This is a genomic window from Nitrospinota bacterium, assembly GCA_016235255.1.
Lineage (GTDB): Bacteria > Nitrospinota_A > UBA7883 > UBA7883 > JACRLM01 > JACRLM01.
In genome coordinates this window covers 1-26,732 of sequence record JACRLM010000049.1, presented here as the reverse complement: position 1 = coordinate 26,732, position 26,732 = coordinate 1, and the positions used below count along the sequence as shown (strand labels likewise).

Annotated in this window: 27 protein-coding genes; 20 read left to right on the top strand and 7 right to left on the bottom strand. The window is 56.9% G+C overall.

The features are described 5' to 3' along the window. Positions 1-389: 389 nt before the first annotated feature. A complete protein-coding gene (locus tag HZB29_06610; GenBank protein ID MBI5815267.1) occupies positions 390-971 on the bottom strand; it encodes a transposase in 582 nt (193 codons plus the stop codon). A 274-nt stretch (positions 972-1,245) separates the two neighbouring features. On the opposite strand from HZB29_06610, the gene HZB29_06605 reads away from it, so the two are divergent. Further along, positions 1,246-1,989, top strand: a complete 744-nt coding sequence (locus HZB29_06605) for a lytic transglycosylase domain-containing protein (protein MBI5815266.1) — start codon at positions 1,246-1,248, stop codon at positions 1,987-1,989. Between the two features lie 7 nt (positions 1,990-1,996). On the opposite strand, the gene HZB29_06600 is transcribed toward HZB29_06605, so the two are convergent. The 5 genes from HZB29_06600 to HZB29_06580 all read right to left on the bottom strand — a co-directional run bounded on the left by HZB29_06600 (position 1,997) and on the right by HZB29_06580 (position 5,082). Beyond that, the gene (locus HZB29_06600; GenBank protein MBI5815265.1) at positions 1,997-2,380 is read right to left on the bottom strand and encodes a hypothetical protein; all 384 of its coding nucleotides are present in this window, start codon (positions 2,378-2,380) and stop codon (positions 1,997-1,999) included. Positions 2,381-2,461: 81 nt separating this feature from the next. Next, complete coding sequence (locus HZB29_06595; protein ID MBI5815264.1) at positions 2,462-3,154, bottom strand: SCO family protein; 693 nt, start codon at positions 3,152-3,154, stop codon at positions 2,462-2,464. Next, the gene (gene gmk, locus HZB29_06590) at positions 3,151-3,795 is read right to left on the bottom strand and encodes a guanylate kinase (GenBank protein ID MBI5815263.1); all 645 of its coding nucleotides are present in this window, start codon (positions 3,793-3,795) and stop codon (positions 3,151-3,153) included. Before gmk ends, HZB29_06595 begins: the two co-directional genes overlap by 4 nt. After that, positions 3,792-4,670: a YicC family protein gene (locus HZB29_06585; protein MBI5815262.1), complete on the bottom strand. Its 879-nt coding sequence runs from the start codon at positions 4,668-4,670 to the stop codon at positions 3,792-3,794. Before HZB29_06585 ends, gmk begins: the two co-directional genes overlap by 4 nt. Before the next feature lie 10 nt (positions 4,671-4,680). Beyond that, a complete protein-coding gene (locus HZB29_06580) occupies positions 4,681-5,082 on the bottom strand; it encodes a RidA family protein (protein ID MBI5815261.1) in 402 nt (133 codons plus the stop codon). A gap of 188 nt (positions 5,083-5,270) precedes the next feature. Here HZB29_06580 and cysC point away from each other — a divergent pair, with 188 nt between their 5' ends. From cysC to HZB29_06495, 17 genes are all read left to right on the top strand, one after another. Then, positions 5,271-5,888 (top strand): adenylyl-sulfate kinase, encoded by a 618-nt coding sequence (gene cysC / locus HZB29_06575; GenBank protein ID MBI5815260.1) that lies wholly within the window; start codon positions 5,271-5,273, stop codon positions 5,886-5,888. A gap of 25 nt (positions 5,889-5,913) precedes the next feature. Next, positions 5,914-7,410, top strand: coding sequence for a B12-binding domain-containing radical SAM protein (locus HZB29_06570; protein MBI5815259.1), 1,497 nt, complete (start codon positions 5,914-5,916; stop codon positions 7,408-7,410). Positions 7,411-7,414: 4 nt separating this feature from the next. Next, a complete protein-coding gene (locus tag HZB29_06565; GenBank protein ID MBI5815258.1) occupies positions 7,415-8,692 on the top strand; it encodes a cobalamin B12-binding domain-containing protein in 1,278 nt (425 codons plus the stop codon). A 6-nt stretch (positions 8,693-8,698) separates the two neighbouring features. Then, positions 8,699-9,643 (top strand): lysophospholipid acyltransferase family protein, encoded by a 945-nt coding sequence (locus HZB29_06560; GenBank protein ID MBI5815257.1) that lies wholly within the window; start codon positions 8,699-8,701, stop codon positions 9,641-9,643. Continuing rightward, positions 9,640-10,497, top strand: coding sequence for a hypothetical protein (locus HZB29_06555; GenBank protein MBI5815256.1), 858 nt, complete (start codon positions 9,640-9,642; stop codon positions 10,495-10,497). The genes HZB29_06560 and HZB29_06555 overlap by 4 nt, the downstream gene beginning before the upstream one ends. A 5-nt stretch (positions 10,498-10,502) precedes the next feature. Next, positions 10,503-11,654: a glycosyltransferase family 9 protein gene (locus HZB29_06550; GenBank protein ID MBI5815255.1), complete on the top strand. Its 1,152-nt coding sequence runs from the start codon at positions 10,503-10,505 to the stop codon at positions 11,652-11,654. Beyond that, on the top strand, positions 11,641-12,882 hold the full coding sequence (locus HZB29_06545) for a DUF362 domain-containing protein (protein ID MBI5815254.1): 1,242 nt from the start codon (positions 11,641-11,643) through the stop codon (positions 12,880-12,882). Before HZB29_06550 ends, HZB29_06545 begins: the two co-directional genes overlap by 14 nt. Beyond that, positions 12,882-14,345, top strand: coding sequence for a radical SAM protein (locus tag HZB29_06540; GenBank protein ID MBI5815253.1), 1,464 nt, complete (start codon positions 12,882-12,884; stop codon positions 14,343-14,345). The genes HZB29_06545 and HZB29_06540 overlap by 1 nt, the downstream gene beginning before the upstream one ends. 1 nt (position 14,346) lies before the next feature. Next, entirely contained in the window at positions 14,347-15,327 is a 981-nt protein-coding gene (locus HZB29_06535) for a glycosyltransferase (protein MBI5815252.1), read from the top strand. Between the two features lie 120 nt (positions 15,328-15,447). Further along, on the top strand, positions 15,448-16,515 hold the full coding sequence (locus tag HZB29_06530) for an NYN domain-containing protein (protein MBI5815251.1): 1,068 nt from the start codon (positions 15,448-15,450) through the stop codon (positions 16,513-16,515). A 175-nt stretch (positions 16,516-16,690) separates the two neighbouring features. Continuing rightward, positions 16,691-18,391, top strand: a complete 1,701-nt coding sequence (gene soxB / locus HZB29_06525) for a thiosulfohydrolase SoxB (protein ID MBI5815250.1) — start codon at positions 16,691-16,693, stop codon at positions 18,389-18,391. Positions 18,392-18,476: 85 nt separating this feature from the next. Further along, entirely contained in the window at positions 18,477-19,070 is a 594-nt protein-coding gene (gene maf / locus HZB29_06520; protein MBI5815249.1) for a septum formation protein Maf, read from the top strand. Then, complete coding sequence (locus HZB29_06515) at positions 19,067-19,657, top strand: dephospho-CoA kinase (protein ID MBI5815248.1); 591 nt, start codon at positions 19,067-19,069, stop codon at positions 19,655-19,657. The genes maf and HZB29_06515 overlap by 4 nt, the downstream gene beginning before the upstream one ends. Positions 19,658-19,934: 277 nt before the next feature. Then, positions 19,935-21,440 carry a DUF4912 domain-containing protein gene (locus tag HZB29_06510; GenBank protein MBI5815247.1) on the top strand — a complete coding sequence of 502 codons (1,506 nt, stop codon included), beginning with the start codon at positions 19,935-19,937 and terminating at the stop codon, positions 21,438-21,440. Between the two features lie 62 nt (positions 21,441-21,502). Next, a complete protein-coding gene (locus HZB29_06505) occupies positions 21,503-23,107 on the top strand; it encodes a DUF1957 domain-containing protein (GenBank protein MBI5815246.1) in 1,605 nt (534 codons plus the stop codon). A 109-nt stretch (positions 23,108-23,216) separates the two neighbouring features. Continuing rightward, positions 23,217-23,495: a type II toxin-antitoxin system RelE/ParE family toxin gene (locus tag HZB29_06500; GenBank protein MBI5815245.1), complete on the top strand. Its 279-nt coding sequence runs from the start codon at positions 23,217-23,219 to the stop codon at positions 23,493-23,495. Positions 23,496-23,506: 11 nt separating this feature from the next. Beyond that, a complete protein-coding gene (locus tag HZB29_06495) occupies positions 23,507-23,794 on the top strand; it encodes a HigA family addiction module antidote protein (protein ID MBI5815244.1) in 288 nt (95 codons plus the stop codon). Between the two features lie 10 nt (positions 23,795-23,804). Here HZB29_06495 and HZB29_06490 read toward each other — a convergent pair whose 3' ends face one another. Beyond that, positions 23,805-24,620 (bottom strand): response regulator transcription factor, encoded by an 816-nt coding sequence (locus tag HZB29_06490; protein ID MBI5815243.1) that lies wholly within the window; start codon positions 24,618-24,620, stop codon positions 23,805-23,807. Positions 24,621-24,791: 171 nt separating this feature from the next. Between HZB29_06490 and HZB29_06485 the strand changes: the two genes are divergently transcribed. Both HZB29_06485 and HZB29_06480 read left to right on the top strand, forming a co-directional pair. Beyond that, on the top strand, positions 24,792-25,790 hold the full coding sequence (locus tag HZB29_06485) for a hypothetical protein (GenBank protein ID MBI5815242.1): 999 nt from the start codon (positions 24,792-24,794) through the stop codon (positions 25,788-25,790). Positions 25,791-25,849: 59 nt separating this feature from the next. Beyond that, positions 25,850-26,617 carry a hypothetical protein gene (locus HZB29_06480; protein MBI5815241.1) on the top strand — a complete coding sequence of 256 codons (768 nt, stop codon included), beginning with the start codon at positions 25,850-25,852 and terminating at the stop codon, positions 26,615-26,617. Positions 26,618-26,732 lie beyond the last annotated feature (115 nt).

Sequence of the window (26,732 nt, the reverse complement as noted above, 5' to 3'; positions counted from 1 at the left end):
AATCCATTCTTCCCTTGCCAGTTTTCCCGTTACCGTTTACTCTTTTCATGTGACCTCCTTGCTTTCCGTTGTTTTCGTTCAAAAACATGGTAGCAGGTGAGGTCATACCTTCGTTTCAACTAAGTTTAGGACACTTTCTGGCATTAATTGTTTTGCTTGATGGGGGGGTAAGCTCGAAGAGTTAGCCTCTTCCTCCTTAAGGGAGCGCGGGCATCTTGCCCGCAACAAGGTAATGGAGCCTCGAAGGCTCCATTACCTTGAAAAGAACACGCGATAATTCAAAGGGTGCTTTTTACTGAAAATTCAGTTTATTTCTTCCTGACTCCGCCTTCGAAGCGGCGTCAGGAAGATGCGGGCGGGACGCCCGCGCTCCCAGGGGGAAAAGCGCTTCACGCGGAAGCGCTGCTCCATGGCCATTCGCAAGGTTTGTTCACCAGATCTGCTTTTACAGGATTCATTTCGATATATTCGCAAGCAAGGGCAAAATGCCGTTCGTTCCGGATGGCTCTGTCGAAATACTCCGGTTGCCAGAATTTGCCCTCCAGCCCAAGCGCTTTTTTCGCTTCCTTGGCGGTGAAGGATTTCCAGCTTTGCAATATCGAGGAAATGGTGTGGCCAGCGCATGGAGAAAAAAGCGCATGGACATGATTGGGCATGACAACCCACGCATGCAGCAAATACCGTTCGCCATCGAATTTCGCCAACGCCTGCGCCACCATACCGGCGACACGCCTGTCCGCCAGCCATCGCGCGCCAACTCCATTGTCCAAATAATCTTCAACCCTGTTCCGAAATTCTTCGTTTCTTTTCAGTTCCGGTTCATTGGCCAGATCGCTCTTCCATTTCAATAAAAGTTCTTTTGGCAGCGAGCCATAAAGCCTGAAAGTGACGGTCTGCGGGATTTCGCCCCCCTCGAAATGCGGAAGGTAACCACGATCATGCCAGAAGATTTTGTGGGGATTGTTTTCCATGCCGGAAATCTAACATGCGGTTCCATGAAAAGAAATATCTTCTCCGGTTCCTCGCTTTAGGAATCCGTGGTCAGCGGCCACGGGGAAGCGGAAGAAAAGGATATCTGGCAAGATGCCCGCGCTCCCATTCTCCAAACCGCATGGCACACAACTTGCTTAATTTCCACCTCAGTTCTTATTTGTCGTAAGTTTTGACTCATATTATAATTAGACGACGTTTATGGTGGGTTTTCAAATGGTTCAAATGGCGCGATCCTTTATTTTTGCGGTTCTCATGGCCGTCTTGTTTTTGACGGTCCCCGCCGCCATGGCGGAAGTGTATATGTTGCGGGACTCCAGGGGCGTCATTTTTTTTACTGACCATCTGCCGGAGAACAAGCTTAACTTCACCGTACTTAAAAAATACGACTTTCAAGGCCAGCGCTCCGGGGCGCGGAGCCGGGGGTATTACGGTTCCTCCTCCGGCCGTTTGATATTCCCCAGCAGTTATGATTCGATCATCGCCTCCGCCGCCGCAAGGTACAACCTGGACATCCGGCTGATAAAATCGGTGATCAAGGTGGAATCGGGTTTCAACCCCTATGCGGTGTCCCGCAAGGGCGCCCGTGGGCTGATGCAGCTTATGCCGCAGACCGCGCGGGACATGAACGTCTCCAACGCCTTCGATCCGGCGGACAACATCAACGGCGGCGCCAGGTATCTTCGGCTGATGTTAAACGAGTTCGGCGGCAACCAGCGGCTTGCGCTGGCGGCGTACAATGCCGGGCCGGACGCTGTGAAGAAATTCAGGGGCGTCCCGCCATACCAGGAGACCATAGATTACGTCAACAGGGTCAATTACGCCTATTCACGCCTGGCAGGCAGGATCGGGGCGGTGGAAGAGCCCGTGACCGTGGCCCGGCTGGAGCCCTCTTCCGCTCGAGCCAAAAAGACCGTCTTCTACACCTATAAGGAAGAAGGGGGCTCCTCCGTTTTCACCGACAGGCCTGTGGGGAAAAAGAAAATCCTTTCGGATTAGCCTCCGTTTACAGCCATCCCTTGTGCATGGAGAACATCATCCCCCCCGTGGTGAGGGCGGCAAGCCACACCACCACATAGATGGCGGCGATGGGAAGATGGATGTTCTTCTTCCTGCTGAGTCCGGAAAGGGCCAGCATTAGCAGAAGCGGCGGAATCCACATGATTATGTTCCAGTGCAGGTCCTGTATCCAGGCCGGGGCGTGCTCACCCATCCTGAATCCGGCCCGCACAAGCGTCACCACTATCACGGTGGACAGCCATGTGGCGATGGCGTGCATCATGGCCACTTTCCTGTGCTTTCCGCCATCTTTGCGGTAGGCCACCACAATGGCCCATACAAGCAGTCCCACCAACAGCGGAACCGCCGACTCAACGATATACAGCAACATGTTCAACCTCCAAAACAGCCGGTCATTTGATTAACATTGATTGTATAACACTTGCCCGGCGTGATAATGCGCCAAATATATTCACCTTTTGGCGGCCTGATCCGTTTGCGGCCTGCCGGTGGCGGCGGCCAGTTTATCGAAAAACTGCTCGTTGGAATAGTCCGGCCCGAAAAGCTGGGCGGCCACTTTTCCTCCCGGCGCCACCATAGTCACCCCGATGTAATGCAGCCAGCCTTTGCCCGGCTCGAACTTGTAGGTCACTCCCAGCTTTTTTGCCAGGGCCGCCACGGTCTCCTTCGAGCCGCTCAGGAATTTCCAGTCGGCGGAGTCTATGTTATGCGTGGCGGCGAACTTGGCCATGGCCTTGGGCGTGTCCTTTTCCGTCTCAAAGCCTATGGTGACTATCCGGAAATCCTTGCCGAACCTCTCCTTGTTCTCCCGGACTATCTTCGCAAGGCTGGCGGTCACCATCGGGCACACCTCTGTGCAGCTTGTGAACACATAGGACACCACCATCGGCTTGTCATACCACGAGGCGATATCAAAGCTGGCCCCGTCCTTGTCCGTAAAAACATACGAGCCGTCCAACTGGTGGCCTATGGCCCCTTCCGCCAGGTAAAACGGCGAGGTGTCCTTGTCCATCACCGGCGGCCTCGGCCCCGGCTGAGGAATCGGCATCACGCGGCGCAGCACATCCTTGACCCCCAGCGACGCGAAGACGAGGATCAACACCGCGCCGGTGAACCGGAGTATTTTCGCCAACTTCATATTCATTTGCTGTCTCCTTTCGACAATACGGACTTATTAGGCCTAAGTCCCCTGTTTTCAGTCTTAAGCCTTTCGGCCGTGATTATCGCCATAAGCTGGGCCACGGCCTGGTCTATGTTGTCATTAACCACCACGTAATCGAACTCCTCCATGGCCGCCATTTCGGCCTTTGCATTTTCAAGTCTTGTGGCGAGCGACTCCGCCGTGTCTGTCCCCCGCGTTTCAATCCGCCGCCGAAGCTCCTCCATTGAAGGGGGGAGCAGGAATATCAGCCGGCAGTTCACCCCCCTTTCCCTCAAGGCACGGGCTCCCTGCACGTCTATCACAAGCAGCAGGTCGCTATGCAGCCGCGAGACCGTCTCCTCGACGTTGGCGAACGATGTCCCGTAAAGGTTGCCGTGGACCTCGGCCCATTCTATGAAATCGCCATGGCGGACCATCTCTTCGAACCGCTCACGGCCGACGAAATGATAGTCCACCCCGTCGGTCTCGCCCACCCTTTTGGCCCTGGTGGTGTGGGATATGGAGCGGCGCAGCCCCTCGGCTTTTTCCAGAAGCAGGTTGGCGGCGGTGGTCTTGCCCGCGCCGGAAGGGGCGCTTAGCGTGAAAAGGATACCCCTTTTGTTTTCCCTGTAGCCGGTGGTCATTCCAGGTTCTGCGCCTGTTCGCGGATCTTTTCCATTTCGCTTTTGATTTCCACCACGTCGGCCGTGATTTCCGGGGAAGCGGCCTTGGAACCCAGCGTATTGGCCTCGCGGTTCATCTCCTGCAGGAAAAACTCCAGCTTGCGCCCTGCGTCCCCGGCGCCGGACAAAAGCTGGTCCACCTGTTTCATGTGGCTTTGAAGCCTTTCCATCTCCTCGGAAAAGTCGCTCTTGTCCGCCAGGATCGCGGCCTCCTGGGAAAATCTCGCCTCGTCCACGGCGGCGTCCTCGATGAGCCGCATGATCCTGCCTTTGAGTTTTTCATGGCGCTCTCTGACGTTGCGGAGGCATTCGGCGGATATTTTTTCCATCATGGCGGATATCCTGTTCAACCTTGCCCGGATGTCGGCCACGGCGACCTGGCCTTCGGTCTTTCTCATCGTTTCGATCTGGCCGATCACGCTCTCCAGCGGGCCGGCGATAACATCCCAGTTTTCCTCGAGGGCAAAATCCCCCCCTTCCATGAAGAAAACGTCCTTTATGCCCAGGATGTCCCCCAGAGAAGGGGGATGCCCCACGTGGTGGCGCTTGGCAATGTCGCTGAAAGCCTTCATGTACCCGTCAAGAAGGGGCTCGTTCACGCGGATATCCGCTGTCTGGGCCGATGGAGCCGCCACCGTGACCGTAAAATCGAAATAGCCTCTTGAAAAACGCCCCTTGACCGCCTTGCGGATCATCTCTTCCATCTGGAAGGGCTTTGCCGCCGCTTTTATGTTTATCTCGATATACCGGTGGTTTACCGACTTGCCTTCAAGGGTGATCCTCCTGCCGGAGACTTCCACCTCCGCCCGCCCGTAACCTGTCATAGAACTTGCCATGCCGCCGCCTTTAAAAAGAGGCCGAGCTTTCAGGCAGCCCGGCGATCATGTCTATTTCCACCAGCGCCCCCAAAGGCAGCCCCGCCACCTGCACGGTGGACCTTGCCGGGGGATTGTCCTTGAACATGGCGCCGTATATCTCGTTTACCACCGGAAAATCCTTCATGTCCGCAAGGTATATGGTCGTCTTTACCACGTTTGTAAAAGATGCCCCCGCCTCCGAAAGCACCGCCTCCAGATTGGACATCACCTGGCGCGTCTGCGCCTGAACGTCATCGCCGGCCAGCTTTCCGGTCTTCGGGTCCAGTCCGATCTGTCCGGCGGTGTACACGGTGTCGCCCAGCGCCACCGCCTGCGAATAAGGGCCCACCGGCCGTGGGGCCGCAATGGTGTAAACGGTCTTTTTTTCCATATCGCCTTCCTTGTCCAGAATTACATATTATATACAGGCGAGGGGCGCATGTAAAAAGCTAAAGGATTCCTCCCCGGTCTTTATCTGGTATAATGACCTTTTTTTCCATCCTTTGGGGCTGTATTTGCGATGGAAAACCGAATTTACAATAATCAAGGCGAGAGTTTTTCCGTGGAGACGTTTTGAATATGCCGGCTAAAAATAACGTTGTGTGGCACCACGCCTCCGTCACAAGGCGGATGCGCGAATCGAAAAACGGCCATCGCGCCGCGGTGATATGGTTCACGGGGCTGTCCGGAGCCGGCAAGTCCACCCTCGCCCACGCCGTGGAGGATCGCCTTTTCGGCATGGGATGCAAGACCATGGTGCTCGACGGCGACAACGTCCGCCACGGCCTTTGCTCGGACCTGGGATTTTCAAAGGAGGCGAGGGAGGAGAACATACGCCGCGTGGGGGAGACGGCCAAGCTTTTCGTCGAGGCCGGGGTCATAGCGCTCACCGCCTTCATATCCCCTTTCCGGGGGGACCGGGAACGGGTGCGCAACATCATGTCCCACGGGGATTTCCTGGAAGTGTTCTGCAAATGCCCGCTTGAAGTGTGTGAAGGGCGGGATGTCAAGGGGATGTATAAGCGGGCGCGCAAAGGTGAAATCCCGGAATTCACCGGCATCTCGTCTCCATACGAAGAACCGTCCAACCCGGAGCTTGTGGTGGAGACCGGCGCGCTTTCCATAGATGAATCGGTGGACACCGTGCTTGCCCTTCTCATGTCCAGGGCGGTGCTGGACGCTTCGAGCGTCAAATAATTCATGACCGCCGGCGGTTAATTAGATGAAAGTCACCCTCATTTCCCCCTATCCGGACATCACGTCCTTCGGTGTGCGCACACTTTCGGCCCATTTGAAGAAACATGGCCATCAAGTGGACATAATCTTCCTTCCCGACCCCTTCGGCGACGATCTTAACGCAAACATGGAGGAGCGCTATCCGGCGAAGGTGATGGAACGGACGGCCCAGCTTTGCGCCGGTTCCGGGCTTGTTGGAATCACGCTTATGACCAATTTCTTCGACTGCGCGGTCCAGATAACAAAAGCGATCAAGCGCGCGTTCCCGGAAAAGCCGGTGATCTGGGGCGGGGTGCATCCCACCATCAGGCCGGAGGAGTGCCTGGAGCACGCGGACATGGCGTGCGTGGGGGACGGGGAGGACTCGCTGCTGGAACTTGTGACAAGGATGGAGCGGGGCGAGGACTATTCGGCCACGCCAAACCTCTGGCTGAAAAAAAACGGACCGGTGATACGCAACAATCTCAGCCCCCTGCCCAAGGACCTTGATGTGTATCCGGCGCCGGACTACGATTTTGAAGGAAAAAGCGTCCTTTTCGACGGGGAGATAAGACCGTTGGACCACGGGCTGATGGAAACGTTCCTGCGCAGGGGGACAGTGTCCGGCATGCTGGTGAAGGTGGGATACCAGACCATGACAAGCCGGGGCTGCCCCTACGCCTGCACTTATTGCATCAACGACACCATCAACCAGATGTACGGCGGCAAGGGCAAGCTCAGGTGGCGCTCTGTGGATCATGTGATAGCGGAGTTGGAACACACGCGCAAAGCCTTCCCATACGTCAACTTCATATGGATATCCGACGACGAGTTCATGGCCCGCAAGCTTGATGACCTGAGGGATTTTTGCGTCAGGTACAAGGAAAAGGTAAACCTCCCCTTTTCGTGCCTGATAAGCCCCCTTACGGTGAGCGATGAGAAGATGCGGCTTTTGGTGGACGCTGGGCTTGTGTACGTGCAGATGGGGGTGGAGTCCGGCTCGTCGAAGATGCAGAGCGCCTATAACCGGCGCAACATGAACAACGAGAGGATGATAAAAGCGATCCGCATAATCAACTCGTTCAAGGACCGGATGTATCCCCCCAGCTACGATTTCCTGCTCGACGCGCCGGGGGAGACCGACGATGACCGCATAGACAGCCTGCGGTTCATTTCCAATATACCAAAGCCGTTCCGGCTCCAGCCTTTCCGGCTGATCCTTTATCCCGGCACAAAGCTGCACACCGACGCGCGGCAAAGCGGCCTGATAAAGAACGAACGGGAAGAGATATACAGGAAAACGTACACCATGCGGGACCTGACATATTTAAACCTGCTTTTCACAGTGGCCAAGGGGGGGAAGTTCCCCGGGCTTGCGCTAAAGGCGCTTGTGAGCGCCCCGGCCACGGCTGTGCTGAACAGCGCGGCGATGAGGCCTGTGATACGCCTGCTGTACATTTTCCTGCGGCGGATTTACAAGCTGGCCAAGGCCGCCCTGGGCTGAGCCGATGAAAGTCTTCCTTGTCCAGTCCTGGCTTGGTGGCGGCGAACCTCCGGTGTATCCGCTCGGGCTGGCCTCCATCGCCGGTTCCCTGGCCGGCCACACTGTGCAGATATACGATCCGAACGTCTCCCAAAGGCCTTTCGAGGAGCTTTCTGAAAGGCTTGCGGCCATGGCCCCGGACGTGGCGGCGGTGTCGCTGCGCAATATAGACTCCACGAACAAGCGTGTGGTCGTCTTCTATTACAAATATCTAAAAGAAACGCTGGACGTGATAAAAGCGGCAGCCCCGGGGGCTAAGATCGCCATCGGCGGCGCGGGATTCTCCATGTACGCCGGGGAGATAATGGAAAACGAGCCGAGGCTGGATTTCGGCGTGTACCTGGAGGGGGAGGAAACTTTCGCCCGGCTGCTTTCAAACATGGACAGGCCGGAAAACGTGCCGTCGCTTTATTACCGCAAGGGAGGGTCGCTCAAATTCTCCGGGCCCGGCGCCGCTCCGGACATCAATTTCCTCCCCTCCCCCGCCATCGGCCCCGCCCCTGTGGGGGCATACCTTGGCGTGCGAGATTCTGTGGGCGTGGAGACCAAGCGCGGCTGCGCCTTAGGCTGCGTCTATTGCATATACGGTTTTCTCAACGGCAAGAACTACAGGCTCAAAGACCCGGTGAAAATTGTGGACCACATCCAGTCGCTGGCGGAAAAGAACGGTGTGCAACGGTTCACTTTCGTCGATTCGGTGTTCAACATACCAAAAGAGCACGCCATGGGCATAATGAGGGAGATGGTAAAGCGCGGCGTCAAAGTCAAATGGTCGGGCTGGTTCAACGAGAACGGCCTTTCCAGCGAGCTGGCGGAGACGGCGGTGGCGGCGGGATGCGTCCATTTTATAATGTCGCCGGACGGGTTTGACGACTCCACGCTCAAGGCGCTGGGGAAGAACATATCACGCAAGGACATCCTGTCGGCGTTCGAGGCTCTCGCGGCGCTTGAGGGAGTGGAGATAAGCTATAACTTTTTCAAGAATCCGCCGGGGCAGTCCATCGGCAATTTTATCGCCATGGCCAAATTCATCGTCATGGCCAGAAAAAGGCTGGGGCGCCGGGTGCATTTCGAGTTCAACTCCATCCGGGTGGAGCCGCACACAAAACTGCACGAGATCGCATTGGCCGAAGGGCTCGTAAAGCCGGGGATGAGCCTGCTTGAGCCTGTTTATTACACGAACCGGCGCACATGGTATATAGAAGCGTTTTTCAACGCGGCCTTGCGCCTGAAGGGGAAATAACGCGGCATGGTGGTCAAAGAGAGGCTGGGGCGCGACATACTCCGGCTTGTGGTGTGGTATCCGCTTCGGTGGCTGATACTGGGGGTCCCGATCCGATGGGGCCTTGCCATACTAGGCTTCATGGGAGATTTGCATTTCGCCCTTTCCCGCGGAAAGAAAAGGGAGCTTGCCAAAAACCTCGCGAACGTGAGGGGGGAAACCTTCGCGGCGAGCGCGCAAGGCGAGGCGGCAATCCGGGAATACATGCGAAACCACTACGTGGACAGGCTTTTCATATTGATCTTCCCCAGGTTTGGCGCCGCCGAGGTGGAACGCTTTATTGAAATCGAGGGGCGCGAAAACCTGGACGCGGCGCTTGCGGCCGGCAAAGGGGCAATTCTAGTGCACGGCCATTTCGGCCCCGCGCACGTGCCGCTTGTGGCGTTGGCGCGGCTGGGGTACAAAATGAAACAGGTGGGCTTCCCCAGCGACGAGGGACTAAGCTGGGTCGGCAGGAACGTGGCGTTCCGGCTGCGGCTGAAATACGAGGCGATGATGCCGGCCGAAGTGATGATGGCGGACGGATTCCTGCGGCCTGCGTTCAAGTGGCTTAAGGACGGCGGGGCGCTGATGATAACCGGGGACGGGACGGGAACGGGCACGCGGATAGGCAGGCACCATCTTTTCAGGTTCCACGGAAAACCTGTGATGTTCCCACTCGGCCCGGCCATCCTGGCCGCCAAGACTGGCGCAAAGCTCCTTCCCATGTTCATAATTCCGGGCGCAGCAAAACCGTACCGTATCGTCATCGGAAAACCGATCCTTGTAAAGGGCGATTCACCCGATGCGGCGGTGGAAACGATGGGGGAATTTTTAACCGAACTGGAACGCTACACCTCGCGACACCCAGGGTACATGCACTTTCTCGACCGGTTCTCCGAGGAAGCCCTTATCCAAAAGGACGCGCAGTGAGCATCTTCGACGGGTTCGCCAGAAGACGCAACCGCCGTTTCACCGAAAATTTCCTGGGTGTGAAGCTTATGGAAACGGTGATGCGCGAGGAATGGGTGAAAACGTCGTCCGGGGTCAACGTGCGGGTCCATGTGCATGCCCCCGCCACCGGCGCTGTAAAATTCCCGGCGGTGGTGTTCGTCCCCGGCGGCGCCAGCCGCGGAACGGACTACGACTATAAAGGGGAGATAAGCGCGTGGGAAACGGCGGGGCTGGGGCACGTGGTGGTGACATATGATCCATCCGGCAGGGGGGGCTCCGGTGGGGTGGAAGACCACTGGGGGCCGGCCAGCCAGATGGAGCTTTCCGAAATCATACGGTGGACGGCGCAACTGCCGCAGACCGATCCGGACAGAATCGGCGTCGTCTCATTTTCCATCGGGGTGGCCATAGCCACAGGGGCGTTGGCCCGGTTCCCCACGGCGCCAGTGAGATTCCTTTTTGACTGGGAGGGCCCCTCCAGCCGGAAGATCATCACAAGGAACGACACGCACAAACCCCTTGCGCGATTCCCATCGTCAAACGCGGCTTTCTGGGACGAGCGGGAGGCAAGCCGCTTCATCGGTGACATGGAATGCGGCTATTTCCGCTATCAGGCGCAGGTGGACCACGTGCAGGGGACGTTCAAGGGACACGCGATGGAGCTTTTGAACGCCGCCACGCAAGGGCGCGCCAGATGGACCAGGCTTAACGGCAATCCGCCTAACATTACGCTCGACCCGGAGCGGGCCGATAAGTACAGATGGATACCGCAGACCGAAAACCACCGGGGGACGATGCTAAAGTTCCTGCTTTCGCTGTGGGAGGAGCGCTAAGCTCCATGTACAAGATCATCAACAAAAAAAAGCTGATCATCACCGCCATCGCCGACACGGTTGGCAAAATTGTATCTTTCCCCTTCACGATGTTCCGCGCACAGGAGCCGATAGATCCGGCCAGTGTGCGATCAATCCTCGTGATCCGCACGGCCTATCTTGGTGATGCATTGATGACCCTGCCGATGCTAAAACCGTTGCGGGAGCGCTTTACAGGAGCTTCCATCGCGTTTTTGACCGCCGATTCGTCCGCGCCCGCGCTTGCGGGCAATGCGTATATAGACGAGGTGATCCCGTTCACCCCGTTCTGGTTTTACCCAAACGCCACGCTGGCCGGCTATTTTGATTTTATCAAGAGCTTCCGGAAGCGCCGTTTCGACCTTGTGATAGAGGCGAGGGGGGACATCCGGGAGATCATGGCCATTGTGGCCCCGGCAAGGGCCAGATACAAGGTCAGCTACGATGTCGGCGGGGGTGGATGGCTGCTCACCCATGTGGTCCCGTACACAGGACTTAAACATAAGGTAGAATATCACTTAGACATCGCAAGGTATCTTGGATGCATTGCGATGGAGACCGGCTGGGGCGTGCGGTTCACCCCGGATGAGATCGCCGAGGCGGACAGGATACTGGCCGCGCGCGGGATCGCAAAGCCGTTCGCGCTGGTCCATCCCGGTTCCCGGCTAGAGCTTAAGATGTGGAAACCGGAGCGGTACGCGGAATTGATAACGCGGATGACCGGCCAATTGGGGATGAACGTGGCCCTGCTTGGGCATCCGTCGGAAAAAGCGGTGACGGACGCGGTGATGCGCAACGCTGGCGGGGCCGTTTCGGACCTGACGGGATATTTGACGGTGCGCCAGCTAATGGCGGTGATCTCCCGCGCCGGGTTGCTTGTGTGCAACGACAGCGGCCCTATGCACATGGCGGCGGCCGTCGGGACGCCGGTGGCGGCGGTGTTCGGCCCCTCCAAGAGCGTGGAGACCGGGCCGTATGGAGTGAAAAACCGGGTGGTGGAAAAAGATTTCCCCTGCAGACGGTCTTGCGACGAAAGTTCCTGCAAGTATCCGGAGCGCGGCTCCTGCATGGACGCCGTGGCGGTTGACGATGTTTTCAAGGCTGTGAAGGAGCTGGGTTGTTCCAATGATCAGGTTTGACGCCGTAAAAGCCGAGGGCGTCCGGGCGATAAAAAAAGCGGTGGCCGAAACACTGGCCGCGAAGTACAAGGACATATTCCCGGCCGACAAAGGGGCTCCGGTCCTGATAAAGCCGAACCTCAACAGCAACATGAACGCCCTCACCGGCAACACCACGGACCTGCGCCTTCTGGCCGCCGTGATCGAATATCTTAAAAAAGCCGGACACACGGACATCGCCATCGGCGAGGGGACCAACAGCGGATTTTACCGGAGCGGCATAAACGTCATATCCCGGCTGAGGGTGGACGCGCTGGCCCGCCATTACGGAATCAGGGCGCTCGACCTTAACTATTCTGAAAAGGCGGAAGTGGAGTTTGAGAACGGGGTGAAAGCGAGCGTGGCGCGCGAATGCCTGGATGCGGCGCTTTTGATCAACATGCCCAAGATGAAGACCCATTTCGAAGTGGGGATGAGCGTGTGCCTGAAAAACCTGATGGGATGTCTCGTTGGGCAGGAGAACAAGAAAAAGACCCACCTTTCGCTGGCCTCCAACATCCTGAACATCAACAAGGCGGTAAGGCCCCATCTGCACATAGTGGACGGGCTGTTCGCAATGGAAGGGCTGGGGCCGACAAGGGGAACGCCGATTAAGACCGGCATGATCCTTTTCGGGAACGATCCTTTCGCCATAGACATGATGGTGGCCAGGATCGCCTCCTTCGGGTGGCGCAAGGTGCGCACGCTGGCCGAGGCGGAGCGGCGCGGGCTGATAACCCCGGAACGGGAGCGGTTCGTGGACGATTACCCGCTGGACGTCTCTTTCACGTTCGCCCCGCCCAAGGCTGGCCCCATCGCCTATTTCATACACAATCCGAAACGCCAGAAATATTTTCTGGCGGTGCGCAACACCCGGCTGTTCGACGCCATTTGCTCCACCGACATCGTGGGCAAGCTGCTATTCGCCACCGGCCTGCGCCAGGACGTCTTCATCGCGGACGAAATGGAGGTGGACACGCTTACGGCCAATCCCGCCAAGTGCGGCGATTGCCCGCAAAAATGCGCGGCGTTCTGCCCCACCGGACTGGACATTCCCCGCACGCTGGCCGGGCCGCCGCCGGCGGGCTGCGTGGAGTGCATGTATTGTTATTGCATATGCCCCAAAGGGGCCATATCATTTGGCGGTAAAATGGGATTTTTGGCCGAGCAGATGCGCCAGTATGGCGATTTAATCAGAAGGATCGCGTGATGCCCGAATTTCGTATAACTTTCCTCAACCCTCCGTTCCTGAAAAATTATTCGCGCCCCCAGAGAAGCCCGGCGGTGACCAAGAGCGGCACGCTTTATTATCCAATGTGGCTGGCGTACGCCTGCGGCGCGGCGGAGAAGGCGGGGAGCGGGGTGGACCTTATCGACGCCCCGGCGGACGGGCATGACGAGGACTATGTCTCGCGGCGCATCAAGCAATTCGGCCCAAAACTGCTGGTGGCGGAGACGAGCACGCCCAGCATACACAACGACGTGAAAGTGATGGAAAGGCTCAAGCGGGAGAATCCCGGCCTTTTCATCCTCATGGTGGGGACGCATGTGACGGCCCTTCCGGCCGAATCGCTGGCGCTAAGCGCTGCCGTGGACGCGGTGGCGATGGGGGAATACGATCACACGGTGACAGACCTTGCCGCGTCCCTTTCGCGGGGCGCGGGGCCGGCCGCCGTGGCGGGGATCGCCTGGCGCGACGGGGAAAAGGCCACAACCAACCCGCGCAGGGATTTTATCGAGGAACTCGACGAGCTACCCTTTGTAAGCTCGGTCTATAAAAAGTTTTTGCGCATAGAGAACTACTTTAACGCCAACGCCATCCCTCCGATGGTGACCATCACCACAAGCCGCGGGTGCCCTTTCCCATGCTCGTTCTGCGTGTATCCCCAGACGCTCATGAGCCGCAAGGCGCGGTACCGGAGCGTTAAGAACGTGGTGGACGAGCTGGAATATATCCGGGACAACTTCCCGCACGCCCGCTCAATTTTTTTCGAGGACGACACTTTTTCCATCAACAAAAAGCGGTGCGCCGAAATCTCCGGCGAGGTGATCCGGCGCGGCATAAAGATGCAGTGGATAATAAACGCCCGGGCGGACCTGGACTACGAGACCATCCGCGTGATGAAGGAAGCGGGGCTGCGGCTGATGTGCGTGGGCTTTGAAAGCGGGTCTCAGCAGCTTCTGGACAACATATCCAAAAAGACCAGCGTGGACAAAATGGAAGAGTTCATGTCCAACGCCCGCAGGGCCGGGGTGCTGGTGCACGGCTGCTTCATGGTGGGCTTGCCGGGGGAGACGAAGGAGACGATGCGCAAGACCCTCGACCTTGCATGCAGGCTCAATCCGGACACGGCGCAGTTCTACCCCATCATGGTATATCCGGGTACCGAGGCCTATGGCTGGTACGAAGAGCGCGGCTACCTTTCCACCGATGATTTCTCAAAATGGCTCACCCCATCCGGCCTTCACAACACGGTGATCCGCACGGAAAGCCTGACTCCGAAGGACATGGTGAAATTCTGCGACCAGGCCCGGCGCGAGTTTTACCTGCGCCCGTCATACATCGCCCGCAAGGCGGTGCGTATGGCGGCCGACCCGGACGAGATGCGCCGCACGCTCCGCTCGGCCAAAGTGTTCCTGCGCCACCTTCTCACCGGTTCGGACGTGGCCTGACATGCCCCCGCGCGCAAGCGTCGTCGTCCCGGCCTTCAACGCGGAGCGTTCCATCGGGCAATGCCTTTCTGCGCTTGCCGCGCAGACATGCCCCGCCGGATCATACGAAGTGATCGTGGTGGACGACGGCTCCACGGACGCAACCGGCGAGATAGCGCGCAAGTTCCCGATAAAATACATCCGGCAGGATAACGCAGGCCCCGCCACCGCCCGCAATCGTGGCGCAAAAGAAGCGGCAGGGGAGATAATACTGTTCACCGACTCGGACTGCGTCCCGGAGCCCGGCTGGATAGAGCAGATGACAAGACCGTTCGCCGATCCTGCCGTGGTGGCGGTGAAGGGGGCGTATGGCGCAGGCCAGGAAGGCCTTACCGCGCGCTTTGCCCAGGTGGAGTTCGAGGAGCGGTTCGAAATGCTAAAGAAGGCGGAGAGCATAGACATGGTGGACACATATTCCGCCGCGTTCCGCTCCAGTGATTTCCGGGAAACAGGGGGGTTCGACCAGTCTTTCCCCCACGCCAACAACGAGGACACCGACCTGTCGTACAAGCTTTCGGCGGCGGGGAAGAAAATGGTGTTCAACCCGGATGCGAAGGTGAAACACCTGGGGCATCCCGGCTCGCCATGGAAATACGCCCGGCTGAAATTCTGGCGAGGGTACTGGCGGATGGTGGTGTACAAGCGCCACCCCGGAAAGATGGTGAAGGACACATACACTCCCCAGACACTGAAACTCCAGATCGCCCTTATCTTCGCGGCGGCCGGGCTTGGGGCGCTCTGCCCTGTTTCACACCCGGCAGGGTGGGCATCGCTGGTCCTACTTATCGCTTTTGCGGCGTCAACGGTCCCGTTCACCATTTTCGCCTTTCGCCGGGACGCGGCCGTGGGAGCGCTGGCCCCGGCGTTCCTGGCCCTTCGCGCCGCCGCCATAGGCTGCGGGATACTCTATTACATGGCCGGAGCGAAAGCCGGCCGTGATTGACGCAATACTGTGCGTATGGTAGCGTATGGAGAGATTTGGGAATCCGGCTTCAGGCAAAAATAAACGCCATGGCGGAGGACCGGTCAAAATAGTCTTATAAACAATAAGTGAGAGTTTGTGATGATAAAATTAATGGTCTTCATTGACGGCACCTGGCTATACTCCAACCTGCGCCACCTGGCCAAAGAGTCCAACCAGCCCGGTTTTTACATTGACTACGGCCTGCTTCCCAAAGCCCTCATGGCCGAGCTTGAAAAACGCGAAGGGCTTGCGGACTTAGACCTTGTGCGCACGTTCCTTTTCGGCAGCTATCCGGTCAACTACGACGTGATGGACGAGGACAGGGCCAGACGCCGCAAGGACTTCTTCTCGCTATTGCGGGAGGACTATCATTACGAAGTGGAGTCGTTCCCGATAGATTACCAGCGCCGCCGCATCCTGCACGACGACCGGAGCGGCGAGGACACCTTCTCGCCCCGCGAAAAATGCGTGGACATCGCGCTGGCCACCTCCATGATGTACAACGCGGTGATCCCAAACTCCTTTGACATCGCGCTTGCGGTGGTGGGGGACAAGGACTATTTCCCGATGTTCCAGCGCGTGCGCCAGCTTGGCAAAAGGGTCGCGGTTGCCTCCATCCGCCAGTCCTGCGCCAAGGTGTACTCCGACAGGCAGGACGAGAAAAGGCTGAAGGACTATCACATCATATGGCTCAACGACATGATGGAGTCCATCGCCTGGAAGCCGGAGGAGTTCATGGTGGAGTGCAAGTCCCCGCTGCACGAGGGGCCGCGCCAGAGGATCACCACCGTGCGGCTTCGCGAGGGGCAGCCGTTTTTCTGCGACGAGTGCCGCGCCAAGTTCGCCGAGCAGAAGGCCGAACAGATGCGCGAATACACCAGCGAGGGGATGGAAAACCACCCCAACGGGCAGGACGAACTTGAGCAGGCGGCCGGAAAGCTTTTCGAGGGGGTGATAGACAACATAAAGCCGGACAGGGGCTTTGGGTTCATCAAGCGGGAAGACGGCGCCAGTTTCTTCTTCCACGTCACCCACCTTACGAACGCGGACTGGAACAACCTGCAGACTGGGCTGCGCGCCAAGTTCACCATCACCAAGATGCCAATCGGCACAAAGGCCGGTTCGGCGGGCGAAGTGACGGTAATACCGGAAGAGGACGCAAGGTAGTCTTTCCAACAGGCGGCGGCCTTATTGCCATCCATAAAATCATACACTAAAGACTATCCTTCCCATCGCATCTTTGAATGTCCACGCCCCGGCTTGAAGGGGTAGAATAGCGGATCGGACGAGGGCGGCGAAGTCACGCGCGCCGGAACAAAATGTTCAATTCGGAGGTCTGCCAATGTGCTCCATCACCCGCCGCGACTTCATGCAAATCGCCATCGCCGCTTCCGTTACCGCAACCTTCGAAAATCCTTTCGAGGCGCTGGCCCTGGCTTCACCGGAAAAAGTGATGGAATTCGAACCGCTGGGCAACCTGACGCTTTTGTTCGTCACCGATCCTCACGGCCACTTAAAGCCTCATTATTACAGGGAGCCTTCCATCAATATCGGCCCGAAGAGCATGAACAGGACCCCGGGGCATCTTACCGGACCGGACTTCCTGAAGTATTACAAGCTCGATCCCGGCGCCGTGGAGGCCTATTTCGGATCAAGCGCCGGATTCGAGGAGTTGTCCAAAAAGTTCGGGAAAATGGGTGGATACGCCCATATCGCCACGATGGTGAAAAAAGTCCGGGCTGAGCGCGGCGGCAAAGTGCTGCTACTTGACGGGGGGGACACATGGCAGGGGACCGCCGTGGCCATGTGGACCGCCGGGCGCGCGATGGTGGACGCCCAGAACCTGCTGGGTGTGGACGCGATGACGCCCCACTGGGAGTTCCAATATGGCAGGGGGCGGGTGGACGAACTTATCAAGGAATTCAAGGGGGACTTCCTCGCCCAGAACATCCGGGACGCCGAGTGGGGCGAGGCGGTGTATCCGGCGTACAAGGTATATGAGCGCAATGGCGTGAAGGTGGGGGTGGTCGGCCAGTCGTTCCCATACGTCCCCATCGCGCACCCGGCGGACCTTTCGGCGGGGCTCACCTTCGGCGTCCAGCCGGAGCGCATGCAATCGTACGTGGACGAACTGCGCTCGGCGAAGGGGGTGGACGTGGTGGTTGTCCTCTCCCACAACGGGCTTGAGGTGGACAAGAAAATGGCCTCGCAGGTGAAAGGGATAGATTTCCTTGTGTCCGCCCATACCCACGACGCGGTGTACGCCCCAATAATGGTGGGGAATACCGTGGTGGTCCAGGCGGGGACCCACGGCAAGTTTCTGGGAAGGATAGACGCCCAGGTGAAAAACGGAAAGGTGGAAAGTTACCGTTATAAGCTCATTCCCGTGCTCTCCTCCGCCATACCGGCCGACACGGCCATGCAGAAGCTTATCGGCAACGCGTATGCCCCATATGCCGCAAAACTTTCAGAAAAGCTCGGTGTGGCCCAGACCACCCTTTTCCGGCGCGGCACCTTTCACGGCACGTTCGACCATGTGATAATGCAGGCCATCCGCGACAAATACGACTCCGAAATAGTCTTCTCCCCCGGCTACCGCTGGGGATCCACCGTGCCGGCCGGGGCGCCCATCACCCTGGACGACGTTTTCGACATGACGGCGGTGACATATCCGGACGTGCGCACCTTCGACATGAAAGGCGATCGGCTAAAGCTCATATTGGAGGACGTGGCCGACAACGTTTTCAACGACGATCCATATTTCCAGCAAGGCGGGGACATGAGCCGTCTTATGGGCGTGGCCTACGATTGCCACATAAACGGCAAGGCCATGGACAGGCTGCATAACATAAAGGTGAACGGGAAGGATATTGACCTGGGCCGAAGATACAAGATTTCCGCATGGGGGGGCAACCTGTACCGCGCAGGAGAGAACCTGCGCCCGGCCAACGCCCCTGTTTACGACGTGGTGGCCGATTACATACGCCGCGCTGGCAAGGTGTCGGCGCCGGAAGAATCCGGAGTGAATATTGTGGGGATGTAGCGGAGCCCTTGGGCTGTGATCCGCAGGCCCGCGCAACCGCATGTTGTGCTAAACTTCCAGCGTTTTAACTTTGAATAAAAAATACATGAAACTTGTCCTTGCGTCATCTTCCCCCCGAAGGGCGATGCTGCTGGCCGAGGCGGGGATCGGCTTCACCGCCGCCGCGCCGGAAGTGGGGGAGGACATTGACCCATCCCTTACCCCGGAAGAGAACGCACGGGTGATCGCCGTGAGAAAAGCGGACGCCGTGGCCCCTGAATACCCGGACGATTTCGTGCTCGCGGCGGACACGATGGTGGTCCTGGACGGCGAAATAATCGGCAAACCGGTGGACGCGGCGGACGCGAAAAGGATGCTTTCAAAACTTTCCGGCAGGGAGCACATGGTGATCACCGGATTCGCCATCGTGCGCGGGCGCGACAGCTATCACGATTCCCGGGTGGAGGCGTCATACGTGCTTTTCAAGCCGGTGCCGCGCAATGTGATCGAAGAATATGTGGCCGGGGGCGAGCCTTTGGACAAGGCGGGGGCGTACGCCATCCAGGGAAAATTCGCAAAATGGATCGCAGGATACCGTGGCAGTTACACCAACATCATCGGGCTGCCTATGGAATCGCTGGCCTATGCGCTGAAAAGGGCGGGATTTCCATTGCCCGGGAAATTGGCGCCATGCCCATGATCGGCGTCACGGGGGGCTACGCCTCAGGCAAAAGCCTTGTGGCCGGGGCGTTGCAGGCCCACGGGGCCTGCCTGATAGATTGCGACGCGCTGGCGCGGGAAGTTGTGGCCCCGGGAACACCGGGCCTTGCTTCCACGGTTGAAAAATTCGGAAAGGATATCCTCCTTACAGACGGCTCGCTGGACAGGAAAAAACTTGGCGCCATAGTATTCACCGACGAGGGCAAACGCAAACTCCTCGAATCCATTCTCCACCCCATCATCCGGGCAAGGGTGTTCGAACTGGCCGCGGCCGAGCTTGATAAAAATCCGGGGTCGGCAATTGTCGTGGAAGCCGCTGTGATGTTCGAGTCCGGTTTGAGCGACGCAATCGGTGTCAAGATCGTTGTGACATGCCCCCGGGAAACACAGATCCAAAGAGGGATGCGGCGCGACTGGATAAGCCGGGACGACGCGGTCAAAAGGATCGCCGCCCAATGGCCTTTGGAGAAGAAAGCCTCCCTGGCGGACTATGTGATAGACAACGGCGGCCCAGCCGAAGCGACTCTTGCCCAGGTGGAAGAGGTCTGGAACAAGATATCCTCGTAGTGTAGAGTTTACACCACACTGGTGTTGTTATTTTTCCACACCAAGCCCCCATCAGGATCCGACCACAATCCTTCCAGCGATATATTACTTTAATATACAATGCGTTAGAGGACAGAACATCAGTCCATGATATGGCTCGATAATTGTAATCCATAAAGTACAACGGCTTCCCAGCCCATGAAGGGGAGATGTCTGCAAGGTTTCAACATGGCAAGGGTGGTGGACTGAATTTTTAACTGAGGCCTTTATAAAAGGCCGCGGCGGAGGAAACGGAATCATGGCGATTGGACTTGGCACTCTGACGAAAGCGGAGCTTCTGGACATGGCGGCGAAGAAAAAACTGGCGGTCACCTCTTCGATGAAAAAAGAAGAGATAGTGGCGGCGCTGGCCGGCGGCGGCCTGCCGGGAAAGAAAAAGGCCGCCCCGGCGAGACCTGCGGCGAAAAGCGCGCCGGCCACTGTCGCAAAGAAGCCAGCGGCTCCAAAGGCCGCATCAAAGCCGTCCAAAGTTGCTCAGCTCTCCGCGAAAAAGTCCGCCCCAAAGGCGGTGGCCGTTCCAAAAAAGGCGAAAGCCGTGAAAGAAGAACCGAAAAAGTCGGCCAAACCGGCCGCCACAACAGTTAAAAAGGCGGCTCCGGAGAAAGTTGCGCCCGCGGCAAAAGTGTCCACGCCCTCCGCCAAGGTATCCGTATCTCCCGCTCCGGTGGCCAAAGCGGTTCCCGCGCCGTCCATTACGGTAAAAAAACCGGCCGTGGAAAAGGTTGCGGCAAAACCATCCCCCGCAAAGGCTCAGCCAGCCGCTCCGAAGGCCGCGCCGGCTGCCGCGCAAAGGCCGCGCATTCTAAACGGCATAGGCAAGGGGGGCGGATGGGACATAAAGATAGACGAGAATAAATTCTTCATAGCCGACGAAGCGGTGGACTATACACGCCCAGCCCCGGCCCTGCCGGAAAGCTATGGGGACACGCGGATTGTGGCCCTGGTGCGCGATCCTTTCAAACTATACCTTTACTGGGAACTCACCGGCGAGGCGGTGGAGGCGGCCAGGGCGTCGCTTGGGCGCGAATGGGGCTCCGTACGTTGGGCGCTCCGTGTGTACGACGTCACCGGGGTGAACACCGGCGCGGCCCACAGGTATTTCGACGTGGAGGTGGACCCTGCGGCCGGAAGCAGGTACCTGGATGTTGACAAGGCCGACTGCGAGTACCGGGTTGCCCTTGGCCTTATGGACGCGGACGGGGCCTTCGCCGCCGTGGCGGTGTCCAACGTGGCCAGGACGCCGCGGGCGGAGATGTCGCCTTCCACCGGGCTTGAATGGTCCGGGCCGGCCGAGGCGATGACGGCGCTTTACGGCCATGCGGGGCGGATGATGATGGGAAGCATGGAGTCGTCCATGCTTGGTGTTCCGCTGGAGGAGATTTCATCGCAGGGTGTGTCCAGCTTCTCGGAGATATCAAGCCTTGGCGTCTCCAGTTTCGGCGCGTCGGAGCAGATGGTCCGCGCAAAGGGGCGCGGCTTTTTCTTCTGGCTGGACTGTGAACTGATAGTTTACGGCGGCACGGAGCCGGACGCCACTGTCCACATGCTCGGCCGCAAGATGGCGCTGCGGCCGGACGGAACGTTCACGGCCAGGTTCTTCCTGCCGGACGGCATAAGGGACATCCCGGTGACGGCGGAATCGTCCGACGGGGTGGAACTGAGGGAAATTTCGCCGACCGTGTCCCGCTCGACCCGGCGTCATGAGGAGTTCCTGATAAGCCAAGAGGAATGGGCCCGCAAATAAGGCCCATCAATTAACAACGGCCGATTCCACCTTTAAACAATTCGAGGGGACAGGACCGGACAATGCCACCGTCTAAAGGGCTTCTTGCTCTGACGCTTCACGCGCATCTTCCGTTCGTGCGCCATCCGGAAAGCGACGAGTTCCTGGAAGAGGACTGGCTTTTCGAGGCCATAATCGAGACATATATCCCGCTTTTGAGCGTCTTTGAGGGGCTGAAAAAGGACGGTGTGAGCTTCCGGCTGACCATGACCCTCTCCCCCACCCTCATTTCAATGCTCAAAGACGAGCTTCTGCAGCGCCGGTTCCTCAAAAGGCTGGACAAGCTTTTGGAGCTTTGCGAACAGGAGATCGAGCGCACGACATTCTCCCCGGAGTTCAACGACCTGGCGAGGATGTATCACTGGAGGTTTTCGGAGGGCAAGAAGCTTTTTGAGGATCGTTACGGGCTCGACCTGGTCAACGCTTTCAGGGCGTTCCAGGACGACGGCAGTCTGGAGATAATCACATCCGCCGCCACCCATGGATATCTCCCCCTGCTGGCGGTGAACGAATCGGCGGTGCGGGCGCAGATAAAGGTGGCGGCCGATCAATACGAACAAACTTTCGGGCGGCGCGCCCGGGGGATATGGCTGCCGGAGTGCGGCTACCAGCCCGGCTTTGAAAAAATCCTCAAGGAAGAAGGGATATTATTCTTCTTCACCGACGCCCACGGTGTACTCCATGCCGACCCGAGGCCCCGTTACGGCGTTTACGCCCCCATTTATACAAAGGACGGCGTGGCGGTGTTCGGTCGGGACGTGGAGTCGAGCAGGCAGGTGTGGAGCGCGCGGGACGGATACCCGGGCGATCCTGTGTACCGCGATTTTTACAGGGACATCGGATTCGACCTGGACTACGACTATATAAAACCGTACATCCAGGCCACCGGGGACAGGAAGATGACCGGCGTGAAATACCACCGGATAACCAACCGCGCCGGAGGCCAGAAGGAGATATACGTCCAGCGGGACGCGCTGGCCCGGGCCTCCGAGCACGCGGAGGACTTCGTGCGGCGCAGGCTCGAGCAGATAGACAGGCTGGCCGCGCTCATAGACAGGCCGCCCCTTATCGTGGCGCCTTATGACGCGGAGCTTTTCGGCCACTGGTGGTATGAGGGCCCGGAGTTTTTAAACTTCATGCTGCGCAAGATCAGCGCCATGACCGACAGGATAGAGACCATCACCCCCTACGACTACCTGCAGGTGTATTCGGTCAACCAGGTGGCCGCGCCGGCGGCCAGCTCCTGGGGGAGCAAGGGGTATGCCGAGGTGTGGCTGGACGAAAGCAACGACTGGATATACCGTCACCTGCACAAGGCGGCGGACAGGATGGTGGAGCTTGCGGCAAAGTACCTCAACGGAAACGGAAGCCTTGTGGAACGGGCGTTAAACCAGGCGGCGCGGGAGCTTTTGCTGGCGCAAAGCAGCGACTGGGCGTTCATAATGAAGACCGGCACCATGTCCCAGTACGCCGTGAAGCGGACGAAAGAACACCTGCTCCGGTTCAACCGGCTTTACGAGGAAGTGACGCAAGAGAACATAGACGAAGCCGAACTTGCCCAGATGGAGAAGGCGGACAACATTTTTCCGGACATGAACTACCGGATTTACGCGGAAAAGGCGGGGTGAGGGCAATGCTTCTGGCTTACGGCAGACGAGATCAATAAGACCCCGTGTGCTTTTCTTCAATAAAAAATATCCTGTTGCATGCTGTCGCGCGACACTGTACGCTTGAGAGATGGTAAGAGCATTCCGTCATAATGGATTGAAGGAACTTTATGAAAGCGGGCGCTCGGCGAAAATCGCGCAAGACCATGCCAGCAAACTTAAGCGCATTTTGACGGCGCTGGACCGGAGCGCTGGACCTGAGGGCATGAATATCCCCGGTTTCCGGTTGCATCCGCTTAAAGGAACAATGAAAGGCCATTATGCGGTGTCGGTCTCTGGCAATTGGCGAGTGACGTTCCGATTTGAGGACGGTCACGCCACGGAAGTTGATTATATTGATTATCATTAGGAGGTTGCGGCATGGCGATGAAAAATCCGGTTCATCCTGGCGTGATTGTGCTTGAGGATTGCTTGAAGCCGTTGAACCTGACGATTACCCAGGGCGCAAAACGCCTTGGAGTCGGCCGCCAGGCTCTTTCCAACCTGGTGAATGGCAAATCTTCCGTTTCCATAGAAATGGCTTACCGGCTGTCAAAGGCCTTCGGATCCACGCCGGAAACCTGGCTTGGGATGCAATTGGCTTACGATCTTGAGCATTTTGGCTATCTGGAACGGAAAATCAAGATCAAGCGCGTTGAAGCGGCTTGAGACTGGCCCATCAGCCTTTCTCACGAGCGGTCTGGCCCAAAGCCGCGATTGGGCAATTTAACAGCCAACACACCAATCCCACCCGGTTATTCACTCCGGTTTTCCTGAAAATATTATAGATGTGATCCTTCACGGTCTGCTCGGTTATAAAAAGCGTCTCGCCTATTTCCCTGTTTTTCAGTCCGGCCGCCACATGTTTGGCGATTTCCATCTCGCGGCGGGAGAGCAATCCACTCTTGTTTTGACGGGGCATTTTACCCCCCCCCCCGAACCGGACGGCCCGAAGCCTTTCCGAAATCTGCGGGGCGAGCATTTTGATTGTTTCCTTTTCACGATCCGAAAAAGGCCGCGACCCGATCCGCCTGTGAAATCCAATATACATTGGAGGCGCATCTTCGATGTTCAGGTATAGGCTCAAATAATACATCTGGCCCAGGGGTCTTAGAAATTCGCAAAAAAATTCCGAATCAACTATCTTTGGCCGGGAAAGCGCGTCCACATTTTGAATCACTTCGAAAGTGGACTTTGATTGAGCGAAAGTTTTGAAACGGTAATACAGCGGATCGTGAGAGTAATATGTTGAGGCGTATCTGGCCATCACCTCCGGCGGCCCCTCAAGATTCCATCCCATGCTCTCGCCGGCAAGAGGAGCCAGCGATACATCATCGGTGGCGCAAATGGCGGCAGACTCGGCGGAGATGATTTTCGCGCTCCCCCTTATCAGGCCGGGGACAACATCATCCTTTGTTCCATCAAGCCGGAGTTCGTTAAACAGTTCAAAGGCCTGTTTATAGACACATAACGGCACGAGAGAAGATTTTCTCATTACGGTCCCCCACCCCAATGGGGTAAATATTACACGAATCAATGGAAGGATAAAAGAAAAATCCTACTTTCGTTGGATAGTAATTCTAAGTTTATTGGGTGTAAATTGTGCTGAATTCAGATGACGGTAACTGTTCGATTATCAACCTAACATCGAGATATATGACTTAAGATGGCATACTGCAGAAAAAAGAAGATCAGGGGAGTTGTGCCATCCAATTCAAGCCATAAAGCTTATATCAGCGGTACCACCATAAAGCTATTAGCTCTTATCATTGCCGCTTTCCTTGTTTCAATCATACCAGCGAACGCAGCGAGACGAAAGACGATAGCGGTTCTAGATTTCAAGGCTATCAGCAAGCTTGTGGCGACAGGCCCAGGGGTAAGCGTTGTGGGGTGGGACGAAAAACAGACAAATATGTTGACCGCTGATTTCATAACAAGCCTTGTAAAGACAAACAAGTTTGATGTTCTGGAGCGAGAGCGCGTAAACGATGTGCTCAAGGAGCAGCTTTTTTCCGATAGCGGCATGGTTTCCGGGGCATCCGCTGTGCGAATGGGGAAAATGCTGGGGGCGGATTATCTAATCATGGGGCAAATCGAGCTTGTAGACATCGCGTCCAGCGCAAGACCTATCCCATACACCAACATGGTTCAACATCTGACCAACGGGGAAATGATAGTGAACATGCGGATAGTAGATTCGCGTAGTGGAAGGATAGTCTCTGCGGACAAGGTCGATGTTACCGATAGCTCCAAAGAAAGAAAGCATTTGAACGCGCTTAATTTATTGGAGTCGCTCAAGGAAAAAACGGTTTCCCAGTTAGTCAACGGGGTTCTTGAGTCGATTTTCCCCACGAAAATAGTAAAGGTGGAAAATAACACAGTTTTTCTAAACCGGGGCCATGGCTCTAATTTCAGGATAGGGAGCTTTTTAACCGTATTTAGAGTGGGAGAGGACATGATTGACCCTGACACCGGGGCATCGTTAGGGGCGTCGGAGTTCGAGGTGGCGAAAATCAGGATCATTGACATTCAACCCAAATTCTCTAAAGCGCAATTATTGGGGACAACCAATGAAGTAAAGGTAGGCTACATCTGCCGCGTTTCCAAGGAAATAGAGAAAAAAGCGCCACAGCAAGTGGATGACTCCAAAGAGATCAATTGGTAGAGAGACCTTAAAAATGGCAAACGTATAGAGAGGGTGAAATGGGATTGGCTAAATCTGCGATGTTTAATCAGGGAAGCAAGATTATACTCAAGACTCTTTTGCAAGGCTTGCTTTTGTTCTCCATCGCCATCCTCTCCACAGGATGCGCCACGTCTAACATGTTTCGTTCATACACGGAGTATGTCAACAACATGGTGGGCACGTTGCCTGAAAATGGCGCCAAGGAAAAAGTATTGGGCGAATTGGACAAATACAGGAAGGACAAGGACAAAATCCTTTATTTGATGGAGAGAGGCAGAATCGCTCAACTTGTAGGTGAGACCGACATAAGCATCCAGGATTATAACGATGCCATTGCGGCCATCCAGGACAGTGAAAGCAAGGCTGTTATCAGCGCGTCCAAAACAGGCGCCAGCGCCGGATCGATACTTACCAACGATAACGCCATCCCGTATAGCGGATACGGATTTGAAAAGATATTCTTGCATCACTTTCAGGCGGAGAATTACCTGATAAAAGGCAAGCTTGAAGATGCGGGTGTCGAGGCCAGGCTTGCCAATGAACGGCAAAAGGAAGAACTGGCCCGGCACGAAAAGGAGTTGGAAAAGGTCAAGGCGGATGAAGTGGAAAACAAGAAATCCAATCCTCTTCTTGAGCAGTACAGCCAGCAGATGCGCCAATCCATGACGGCCGAGGGAAAAAAGGCGGGAAATGGCTCCGCAGTGGACGAATTGGCCGGCAAAGTCAAGAATTCATTCCAGAACGCGTACTCATTCTATCTATCCGGTCTAATATACGAGCAGGGAAAGTGTCCTAAACTTAGTTGAAACGAAGGTATGACCTCACCTGCTACCATGTTTTTGAACGAAAACAACGGAAAGCAAGGAGGTCACATGAAAAGAGTAAACGGTAACGGGAAAACTGGCAAGGGAAGAATGGATT